We start from the raw sequence: 10,270 nt of genomic DNA on the forward strand, positions 1-10,270 counted from the left end.
CCCGTGCAATACCCGTTGGCATACCTACTGCAGGGCGCATAAAACATCAACTGGGTGCATTTAAGTGAAGAGTTGAAGTGCGGAGCAGCTGTGCACCACCCCCAGTTCCGGAATGCGGATGGCGCGGTTCCGAAGGCCCCGGAACCGCGCCACCCCACGCCTCCCGCCCCGCCACGGCGGGTTGGGGCGCGTCAGTGCGAGACGTCGCAGCAGGACTCGCGACGCTGCTGCCGGCCCACCTCCAGCCAGTCGGTGCCGGCCGGCCGCAGGGAGCGGGTGGTGGCGGGCGCCGGGAAGGAGTCGGTCAACTGCCGCTGTGCGAAGAGCCGTCCGCCGCGCAGCACCGCGGAGGTCCGCACCAGCGAGTCGAAGTCCTGGAACGGATCGCCGTCCACCAGCGTCATATCGCCGAGCTTGCCGACCTCCAGCGTCCCCAGATCCCGTTCCGCGCCGAACACCCGGGCGGGCAGTGCGGTCGCGGTGCGCAGCGTCCGGCTCACACTGAGACCGCCGCGGTGCAGCGCCCGCAGGCACAGGTGCAGGCCCAGCCCCACCGGCGCGAGCGGCTGGTCCGTGCCCAGCGCGACCAGTCCGCCGCCGTCCAGCACCCGCCGGTAGAAGCCGACCTCGGTCTCGATGTCGGCCAGCTGCGCCGGGGTGGGGCGATGCCCGGCGTTCTCCCGTACGACCGCGGTGTCCCAGGGCGGCATCAGCCGGGCCACCCGCACATCGTCCGCCAGCGCCGGATCGTCACCGAGCAGCGCGGCGGCCGAGAACGGAGTGGCGAGGAGGTGGAAGTCGGTGCCGGTGTAGACCTCCTCCACGTCCTGGTAGGCGCGCCCGGAGCCGCTGACGGCGTGACCGAACTCCAGTCGCTGGGTCGCTTGCAGATGGGTCGTCAGGTCCTGTCCCAGCTGAAGGCCCGGCGTGAGCAGATGGCTGCCGGACCGGACCCCGAGCCGCTGGTGGGCGAAGCGCGCGGCCTCCGCCATCACCCAGCCCGGCGCCCGTACGTAGGTCTTGACGAAGTCCCAGTCGAGGGCCGCGCCGCGCTCCAGTGAGCGGCGCAGTCCCGCGCGGGTGCGGTGTGCCCGCCCCATGCTGTACGCGACCCGGCCGCCGTCCAGCAGCTCTCCGCAGGTCAGCAGGCGCGGCCCGGCAAGCACACCGGCCGCCACGGCCTCCCGGATGCGGGCCTGTTCATAGGAGAAGCCCCCGCAGGAGACCGCGGTGGTGATGCCGTAGGCGAGCTGCAGCGCGGTCTGCCGCCCGCCGTAGGTCGTCTGCCACGGGTGGGTGTGCGCGTCCCACAGGCCGGGCAGCACGGTCTGGCCGGAGGCGTCCACCCGCCGGGCCGCGCCGGGCCGGGACGGGCGGTGTGCTTCCACGGCCGTGATCCGCCCGTCCCGCACCACCACATCGACGTCCTCCCGCACCTCGTCGCCGGTGCCGTCCCAGAACCGGCCCGCGTGGACCACGGTGTCCGGGGCGCGCGAGGGGCGGTGCCCGAGGGACAGCGGGACGGTCCGTGCCGCGTCGCCGGACACCCCGGTCAGCCGCAGCTTCCCGGCCGAGAGGTACAGCAGCGTGCCGGAGTCCCCGGACCACGACGGATGGTCGGCGCTCTCCTCGGTCAGCTGCCGCGGCGCACCGTCCGGCGTACCGTCGGGCCGCACCGGCAGCACCCACAGCGCGGACTCGGCGATCACGGCCAGCCAGTGCCCGTCGGGCGACCACACGGGCCCGGAGTCATAGCGGTCGGCGACCGAGACATGCTCGGCGACCGGGTACAGCCGGTCCTTTCCGGTCTCGGCGTCGACGATCCTGATGACGTTGTAGCCCTCGCGGAAGCGGCGGTTGAGGCGGTTGCGGTCGCAGTACGCCAGATAGCGCCCGTCCGGTGACCAGCTGGGGCGGCCGGGCAGCCCGCCGGCGCCCATCGGCGCGGCCAGCACCTTCTCCGTGCCGTCGGACAGCGTCCGTACGATGAGGTTTCCGGACATGTCCAGCGCGGCCAGCCGTCCGCCGTCCGGTGACAGTGCGGGCTGCACCCGGCCGCCGGTGGCCAGCACCGTCTCCTCGCCGGAGGCGATATCGCGGCGACGCACCGCGAACAGCCCGTCGCGGTCGTCCGCATAGAGCAGCGCGCGCCCGTCGCGGGACCAGCTCGGCGCCAGGATGTAACGGGTGGCGTCGGCCCGGACGATCCTGCGTGGCGTGCCGCCACCCGAAGTGGAGGCCAGCCAGAGGGAGTTGAGTGCGGCGAAGGCGACCTTGCGGCCGTCGGGCGAGAGCGCGGGCAGATGTACTCCGCGCAGCGGGCCCGCCGCCGTCCGTTCGAAGCCGTAGTCCTTGACGCGGTAGTGGGGGCGGTCCAGCGGCAGCCGCGCGGTGAACGGGATGGTCTCGGCACGCTGCGGGGCATCGGCCCGGACGATCCGGAACTGCCCGCCGACCGTCAGCAGCAGCTCGTCCCGCGAGACCCAGCGCGGCGGCACCGGCTCCACATCGCCGTCGACCGCGACCCGCACCCCGTCCACCACCAGCGTGCAGGTGGGGCCCGGATAGTCCGTGGTCCGCAGATAGGCGAGCCGCCCCGTGGGGGACAGTGCCGGCACCATCACCTGCGCGGTCGCCGTCTCGGTGTGCTCGGTGCGCACCGAGCCCCGGCCGTCGGCCGGTACGGAGGCGACGGTACGGGAGACCAGCGCCGCGCCCGCCACCTGCCCGCGTACGAACACGATCCGCGAGCCGTCCGGCGACCAGCACGGGTCGAAGTCCTCCCAGGCGGCGTCCTGATGGGGGCCGTCCTGACCGGGCAGCCCGGTCACCCGGGTCAGCTGCCGGGTCTTCACCTCCAGCACCCAGATCCGGTACGGGCTGCCGGTCACCGCATCCCCGCCCCGCTCCGAGGCGAAGGCGATCCGGGTGCCGTCGGGCGACCAGGCGGGGCCGCGGTCGTCCCACGGGCCGTCGGTCAGCTGCTGGAGACCGGAGCCGTCGGCGGCGAGCGTCCAGAGGTGGAAATTGCCTCCCCGGTAGGCGCAGACGGCGATCCGGCGGCCGTCGGGGGAGTGCACCGGACGGGTGGGCTCCAGGTCGGGCGGGGTCAGGGCCACCGCGTCGCCGCCGGCCCGCGGCAGTGACCACAGCACGTTCTGGACCTCGGCGACCAGCCGGTCACCGGCCGGGGAGAGGGAGGCCGCGCCATTGGTGGCGGCCGTGAAGGACAGGGGGGCGCCGCTCGCAGCGGCGTCCTGCGCTAATGCGGTGGGAGCCGTGACACCGGCCAGGCCCGCCGCGGCGGCGGCAGAGGCGGTGCCCTGCAGAAATCTGCGGCGGGACAGCGGCGTGGGGTGATGGGGGGAGTCCTCGAAACGGTCCTCGAAACGGTCCGTGGTGTCCAACGTTCCTCCTGCGAAGGGGGGTTGCGGCACATGGTCGGCAAAGAACCGGCTGATCGTGTCACGCCGTCCGGGGACCGGGGCAACTACGCCACGCGCGCCCCATGGCGCACCGCCGCCCCACGCGGAAGAGTGGGCACCGACGACTCGTCAGCCACCGCCCCGGCAGTCAGGAGACGACGCCATGCAGGCCATGCAGCAGGACTTCCACCAGGCCCCGGACGGTGCCCGTATCGCCGCCTACACCTGGCTCCCGGAGTCCGGTCACCCGCGCGCCCTCGTCCAGATCGCGCACGGTGCCGCCGAACACGGCCGGCGCTACGACCGCTTCGCCCGCTTCCTGACCGGCCACGGCTATGGCGTCCTCGCCTCCGACCACCGCGGCCACGGTGCCACCGCCGCCTCCACCGGCGGCCGCGGTGTGGTCGGCGAGGACGCCTGGCGGGCGATCGTCAGCGACCTCAAGGGCATCGGCAACCATGCGGCCGCCGCCCACCCCGGCGTCCCGCTGGTGCTGCTCGGCCACAGCATGGGCGCGATGCTGGCCCGCGACTACGCCCAGGAGTACGGCGCCGACCTCGCCGGACTCATCCTCACCGGCGCCTTCCGCACCCTGCCAGGCCTGGACATCGACGGCGCCATCGCCGAGCTGGACCAGGAGATCGCCGAGCACGGCCGCGGCGCGCTCTCCGGCTTCATCCCGCGCAACTTCAGCTCCTTCAACGACGCTTTCCCCCACCGCACCGGCTACGAATGGCTCTCCCGCGACGCCGCCGAGGTGGACGCCTACGCCGCCGACGAGGACTGCGGCTTCCCGTTCTCCGCCGGTCTCGCCGCCGACTGGGTACGCGCCATCCGCAAGATCAACGACCCGGACAATCTCGCCCGCATCCCGCGCGGACTGCCCGTCCACATCGCCGTCGGCGACCAGGACCCCTGCCATCAGGGGATGACCCTGATGCATGAACTCCTGGAGGACTTCCGCTATCAGGGCACCCGCGATCTGACCTGGCGGGCCTACCCGGACGCCCGCCACGAGATCCTCAACGAGACCAACCGCGACGAGGTCCAGGACGACCTGCTGGCCTGGCTCGACAAGCACGTCTGAACCGGCGCGCGCTTCGGGGCGAGCGGTCAGGCCATCGCCACGTCCGCGGCGTCCGCGGCCCCGGCCGTGGCGCGCAGCGTGGCGGCGTCGAAGGGCCGCGGTCGTCGCGTGGCCGCGGAGCGGGAGATCCGCGGCCGGGGGCGCCGAGGTCAGACCTGTCCCGGCTTGAAGACGTCCTGCTCGATGAGGATCTTGTCGATCCGGGCCTTGTCCACCCGGTTCGTCACCTCCTCGACCTCCTGGCGGTCACGGATGCACTTGGCCAGCGTGAACGCCGAGGACACCACGAAGACCAGTCCGATGGCGAGGAACCCGCGCTCCCACGGCCCCACCGGCAGTTTGATGATCCCGATCACCAGCGCCGCCAGCGACAGCCCGAAGGAGATCGCGGCCTGCACGAAGAAGGCCGTGGTCGTCGGCCGCTGAATCGATGGAGTAGTCATGCGCGTAGCGTGGCGGCACGGTGACGGTGGTGCATGAGTACGGGTACTCATCTCTGCGTCGGCCGTACGTGGGCCGACGCGGGAATATGGCAGCACCCACCCTCTGACATGCGGTATTGTTCTCGTGCGCGGTCGGCCCGGGATTTCCCGGCCGGAACGGGCAACGGGACGTGGCGCAGCTTGGTAGCGCACTTGACTGGGGGTCAAGGGGTCGCAGGTTCAAATCCTGTCGTCCCGACTTGTTTTTTCTGCAGGTCGGAGGCCGTTTCCGAATTTCGGAGCGGCCTTTTTGCATGCGTGGCCACCTCGACCGGGGCCGGCCCGGCGGAGTTCCCCTCCGTCGGCCGGCCCCGGTCGTTTGTGTGCGTGCCGGTGCCGGCCCGGCGGCTCGGAACGGCCGCCGGCCGGGCGGGGTGCCCTGGCGTGGCCTGGGCGTCGGCTGCTTGCGCGGCGGCCTCGGGGAGGTACCGGGCCCGGTCCCCGTTGGACTCCCAGTCCGTCTCAAGGGCGGGAGCCGGCCGCGGTGTTGCGCTGGGGGGCCGGTGCGGCGGCTGTGGTGGTTTCGGGCATCTCGGGTTCGTGCAGGGTACGCAGCAGCAGCCATCCCAGGGCGGGCAGCGCGATGAGCGGGGTGAGTGCGGTCTGCAGGGACGTGGCGTCGGCGGCGGCGCCGATGAGGGGGCTCGCGAGGCCGCCGACGCTGACGGTCAGGCCCAGGGTGACGCCGCTGGCGGTGCCGACGCGCCGGGGGAGGTAGTCCTGGCCGAGGGTGACGTGCAGGGAGAAGGGCACGTACAGGCCGGCCGAGGTCAGGGCGGTGAACAGGTACAGGAGCGGGCCGGGGGTCAGGACGATGCCGGCGACGGCGGGGACGGTCAGGGCGTAGGACCAGCGGACCACCGTGATACGGCCGTAGCGGGTGGCGAGCCGGCCGCCGGCGACGGTGCCGATCGCGCCGCCGAGGTAGAGCACGAACAGGGCCGCGGTGCCCGCGAATTCTCCGCCTCCGGTGCGCTGGCGTGCGTACAGGGAGATGAAGGCGCTCAGGCCGACGAAGACGATCGAGCGGCACACGATGGCGCCGGACATCTTGAGGAAGGCCGGCCAGTCGTCCTTGCCCGCCGGGCGGGCCGCAGCGGATGCGGTGCCGGCGGCCGCGGCGGGAGGGCTGAGGGTCCGCAGTGCGGCCACGCACAGGGCGGCGCCTGCCAGGGCCGGGACGACCAGCAGGGGGGAGGCGCGCAGTCCGCCGGTGGCCATGACGGCGGAGACCATGAGTGGAGCGGCCGCGAAGCCGATGTTGCCGCCGAGGGAGAACAGGCCCATCGCGGTGTGGCTGCCGCGGCTCGCGATACGGGCGATACGGGCGGACTCGGGGTGGTAGGCCGCCACCCCGATCCCGGCGACGGCGACGACGGCCAGGGTCACTGCGTAGGAACCGCTGAGGCCGCTGAGCGCGACGCCGACGCCCCCTGTCAGGGTGCTCACCGGCAGCAGCCAGGGCATCGCCCATTTGTCGGTCAGCGCGCCGAACAGCGGCTGTGCCACCGAGGAGAGCAGGGAGGCGGCCAGGACGATGCCGGAGGCCGCGGCGTAGGAATAGGCCCGCTCGGAGAGGAAGAACGGTACGAGTGCGGCCACGGCGCCCTGATAGATGTCCACGCAGGCGTGCCCCAGGGACAGCAGTCTGATGGATTTTTTGGCGGACCGGGCCGGTGATGGGTTGGTTGACACCCCTCGATCGTCACTGTCGCCCAGGTGTCACGCTTCCGATAAAATGCCAAGGTATGTCGAATATCCGCCACACGCCTGCCGCGCCGACCCACACGCTGGCGCTGGCAGCCGGCGAACGTATCGACGCCCACCGTCATGACAACCACCAGATCGTCTACGCGGGCTCCGGCGTCCTCGCCGTCACCACCGATGCCGGCACGTGGTTCGCCCCCGGTACCCGCGCCATCTGGGTCCCGGCCGGAACCGTCCACGCCCATCGCGCCCACGGCCATCTCGACCTGCACACCCTCGGTCTGCCGGTCGGCGACAACCCCCTGCGGCTGGACGCGCCCACCGTCCTGGCCGTCAGCCCCCTCCTGCGCGAGCTGATCCTCGCCTACACCCGCGACCCCACCGACTCCGACTCCGGGCCCGAACGCGACCGCCTGCGCGCCGTCCTCCTCGATCAGCTCTGCGCCTCCCCCCAGCAGCCCGTACAGCTCCCCTCGCCCGCCGATCCGCGGCTGGCCGCCGCCTGCGCCCTCCTGCACCACAACCCCGCCGACCCCCGCACCCTCGCGGAGCTCGGTGCCCACACGCATACCGGGGAGCGCACCCTCAGCCGCCTCTTCCGCTCCGAACTCGGGATGACCTTCCCCCAGTGGCGGACCCAACTGCGCCTCTACCACGCCCTGAAGATGCTGGCCGACGACAGCCCCGTGACCGCCGTGGCCCACCGCTGCGGATGGTCCTCCACCAGCGCCTTCATCGATGTCTTCCGCCGCGCCTACGGATACACCCCGGGCACCCATAACCGCCGCGGGTAGCCGGGCGGTTGTCCCGGCTGCCCCTGCGCGGCGCGAAGCCGCCCCCGTCCTCGTCGCGCACCCCGACGCCGTTCCGATAGGGCGCGCCAGGCCCCGGCAGGCGCCGTCACTCAACTCCGGGTTAAGCCGGGTGGTCGCTACTGTCCGTAAGTGGACTGGTGCACCGTGTTCTCCCCGTGGCAGGATAAGGGCGGCAATGACGGTGCCTTAACTGTTCGTTGGGGTCGATCGATGGGGGACGGCGGGCATGAGCGTGGGGGGCGACGGCCGGTCCGACGAGGCGGGCAGCACGCTCGCGGAGCGGCTGAATCACCTCTTCGCGAATATGCATCCGCCGGGGGCGCCGTACACCAACGCCTATGTGGCTGACGAAATCAGCGGCGGGGACGAGGAGTACGGCGAGGTCAAGGTCACCGAGCAGTATCTGTCGATGCTGCGCAACGGCAGGCGGGCGAATCCGAGCCCGGAGCTGCTGCGCGCGCTGGCCAAGTTCTTTGCCGTACCGGTTGGTTATCTGCTGGGGGACCTCTCGCAGCCGCAGGCCGCGCGGGTGGAGGAAGAGGTCCGCTTCCTCGCCGCCATGCGGGACCAGCGGGTGCGCGCCATCGCGCTGCGCTCCGTGGGGCTGCCGCCGGAGGTGCAGGACAGTCTGACGACGATCATCTCCCAGTTCCGGCAGCAGATGAATCTGCCGGCCGATCCGCCGGAGCGGGGCGGTGACCGGCGCGGTGAGTGAGCTGACGCGGACCGCTGAGCGCGGCCAGGTTTTCGCTTTCTGGCAGCGGGCCGGACACGAGGACGGGACGAGCATGCGAGTGGGGCAGATACGCAGGCGGTGCAAGCGGCTCATCAAGGAGCTGGCGCTGCCCGCCACGACCGATCTGCGCGGGATGTGCGACATCGTCGCCGCGCGTGTGGCGCGGCCCGTCCATCTGGTGCCGATGAGCCTGGGCGGGGTGGTCTCGGGGATGACGGCCGTCACCGACGACGACTACTGGGTCTTCTACGAGCTCAAGACCTCACCCTGGCACCAGGCCCACATCGTGCTGCACGAACTGAGCCATCTGCTGTTGGGGCACGGCCAGGATCCCGCTGTCACCGAGGACGCGCTGAAGCTGTGGACGCCCTCGGTCGATGTGGCGACAGCCATGCGGCGCATGGGCCTGACCATGGGCTTCGCCCGGCACCACGGCTATGACAACCTCGCCGAGCGGGAGACCGAAGTGCTCGGCACGCTGCTCATGGAACGGGTGGCGCCGTCCGCGGGCGAGCGTGAACTCCCCCTGGAGGGACAGGCGGCCGAGCTGGCGGCGGCGCTCGGGCCCGCGCTCCAGCACCTTCGGCGACGCCAGGAGACGCCGTCCGGCGGCGAGGGTTCCGACGGCGTCGGTGCGGGCGCGGCGGGGGACGGGGGCCCGCGTGTTTGACGTCATCTATCTGTCGTTCGGCGTGGCCGCCTGGGCGATCGTCGGGTACAAGTCCCTTGCCTGGTTCCGCGACCGCAGCAATGCGGACCTGGGGCTGGCCTGTGTGATGACCGGTGGTGTGGCCACGGTCTTCCTCTTCTCCGCGCCGAGCGTCTACCGCGCCTTCGACCGGCTGACCGGCGTGGCCAACCTCGCCATGGTCTTCCTCTACTCCTCCGTCGTGGTGTTCGCCGCGGGCGCGTTGGTGCTGCTGCTGCGCTGGACGGCGGGCGAGGGCGCGGCCGCGCGGGCCCGTGCGCGGACCAGGGCGCGGATCGCCGTCGGGAGCGTGGCCGCGCTGTGGGCGGTGGCGATCACCGGGTTCGTGCTCGGCAGGCCGGACGCGGTCGAGCACCCCCGCGACTTCAGCACCGCGTACACGGACTCGCCCGGAGTCATGCTCTTCCTGGTGCTGTATCTGGCCATCTTCGGAATGAGCTCGGCGGCCCTGGGGACGCTGTGCCCGCGGCTCGCCGCCCGGCTCGGCAGGACGTATCTGGCCCGCGGTCTGCGGCTGCTGGCCGCGGGCTGCTGGCTCGGCCTGGGCTACTGCGGCTGCAAGGTCATCGGCTTCGTCCTGTCCTGGGCGGGCCACCCGGCGCCCTGGCTCTCCAACGGTGTGGCGCCGCTGAGCGCCTCGGTCGCGGCGCTCATGGTCCTCGCCGGGTTCGCGCTGCCGGCGGCCGGCCCCCGGGTCGCCGCCTGGCGCCGGCTGCGCCGTCTCTCCCCGCTCTGGCGGACCGTCACCGCCCACTCCCCGGAGGTCACGATGGAGGCCTCGGCGTGGTCCGTCCGGTGGCCGTTCGCGGATCTGGAGTGGCGGGCCAACCGGCAGATGGCCGAGATCCGTGACATACAGCGCGGCATCCGCCGCCATGTCGAGTCCGACGCCGTCGACATCGCCCGCGAGCGGGCCCGCACGGTCGCCCTGGACGACCGGCAGTTGGCGGCCGTCGCGGAGGCCGCCGCACTCCGCCGTGGTCTGGAGAACCGTGCGGTGGGCCATGTCCCCGCCCACGGGGCCGACAGCGTGGTGGTCTCCAGCGGCACGGCGGCCGAACTCGGCGCGGAGTACGAGCACTTGGCGCTGGTCGCGGATGTCTACCACTCGCCGTTGATCGAGACCGTGCTCACCGAGCTGCGCCAGCGAAGCTCGGTGGTGCGCGGCTGAGGAACAACCACAGAGACGGGGTGGCCCGGCACGGGGGTCCGGGCCACCCCACCCCCCACGCGGGGCCCCGGCGGGGGGCGCGGGGCGGCCCCGGGCCGTGGGGGGGGGGGGGCGGGGGGGGGGGGGGGGGGGCCCGGC

At 72.5% G+C, this 10,270-nt stretch carries 8 protein-coding genes and 1 tRNA gene; 6 read left to right on the forward strand and 3 right to left on the reverse strand.

The genetic code is table 11. The annotated features are described in order from the left end of the window. Nucleotides 1-191: 191 nt before the first annotated feature. The gene (locus ACGFWI_RS23120) at nt 192-3,407 is read right to left on the reverse strand and encodes an amidohydrolase family protein (protein WP_393907874.1); all 3,216 of its coding nucleotides are present in this window, start codon (nt 3,405-3,407) and stop codon (nt 192-194) included. A gap of 181 nt (nt 3,408-3,588) precedes the next feature. Here ACGFWI_RS23120 and ACGFWI_RS23125 point away from each other — a divergent pair, with 181 nt between their 5' ends. Next, nucleotides 3,589-4,512: an alpha/beta fold hydrolase gene (locus tag ACGFWI_RS23125; RefSeq protein WP_393907875.1), complete on the forward strand. Its 924-nt coding sequence runs from the start codon at nt 3,589-3,591 to the stop codon at nt 4,510-4,512. 149 nt (nt 4,513-4,661) lie between these two features. On the opposite strand, the gene ACGFWI_RS23130 is transcribed toward ACGFWI_RS23125, so the two are convergent. Next, nucleotides 4,662-4,955, reverse strand: coding sequence for a YiaA/YiaB family inner membrane protein (locus tag ACGFWI_RS23130; protein ID WP_030078864.1), 294 nt, complete (start codon nt 4,953-4,955; stop codon nt 4,662-4,664). A gap of 164 nt (nt 4,956-5,119) precedes the next feature. On the opposite strand from ACGFWI_RS23130, the gene ACGFWI_RS23135 reads away from it, so the two are divergent. Further along, nucleotides 5,120-5,193, forward strand: a tRNA-Pro gene (locus ACGFWI_RS23135). Nucleotides 5,194-5,456: 263 nt separating this feature from the next. On the opposite strand, the gene ACGFWI_RS23140 is transcribed toward ACGFWI_RS23135, so the two are convergent. Continuing rightward, nucleotides 5,457-6,689, reverse strand: a complete 1,233-nt coding sequence (locus tag ACGFWI_RS23140) for an MFS transporter (protein WP_393907876.1) — start codon at nt 6,687-6,689, stop codon at nt 5,457-5,459. Nucleotides 6,690-6,742: 53 nt separating this feature from the next. On the opposite strand from ACGFWI_RS23140, the gene ACGFWI_RS23145 reads away from it, so the two are divergent. The 4 genes from ACGFWI_RS23145 to ACGFWI_RS23160 all read left to right on the forward strand — a co-directional run bounded on the left by ACGFWI_RS23145 (nt 6,743) and on the right by ACGFWI_RS23160 (nt 10,132). Next, the gene (locus ACGFWI_RS23145) at nt 6,743-7,495 is read left to right on the forward strand and encodes an AraC family transcriptional regulator (protein WP_393907877.1); all 753 of its coding nucleotides are present in this window, start codon (nt 6,743-6,745) and stop codon (nt 7,493-7,495) included. A gap of 247 nt (nt 7,496-7,742) precedes the next feature. Beyond that, a complete protein-coding gene (locus tag ACGFWI_RS23150; protein WP_393907878.1) occupies nt 7,743-8,231 on the forward strand; it encodes a helix-turn-helix domain-containing protein in 489 nt (162 codons plus the stop codon). A gap of 79 nt (nt 8,232-8,310) precedes the next feature. Next, nucleotides 8,311-8,922: a hypothetical protein gene (locus tag ACGFWI_RS23155; RefSeq protein WP_393907890.1), complete on the forward strand. Its 612-nt coding sequence runs from the start codon at nt 8,311-8,313 to the stop codon at nt 8,920-8,922. Beyond that, entirely contained in the window at nt 8,915-10,132 is a 1,218-nt protein-coding gene (locus ACGFWI_RS23160) for an MAB_1171c family putative transporter (RefSeq protein ID WP_393907879.1), read from the forward strand. The genes ACGFWI_RS23155 and ACGFWI_RS23160 overlap by 8 nt, the downstream gene beginning before the upstream one ends. The last annotated feature ends 138 nt before the right edge of the window (nt 10,133-10,270 follow it).

Origin of the sequence: Streptomyces sp. NPDC048434 (assembly GCF_043200375.1) — a bacterium.
Taxonomy (GTDB): domain Bacteria; phylum Actinomycetota; class Actinomycetes; order Streptomycetales; family Streptomycetaceae; genus Streptomyces.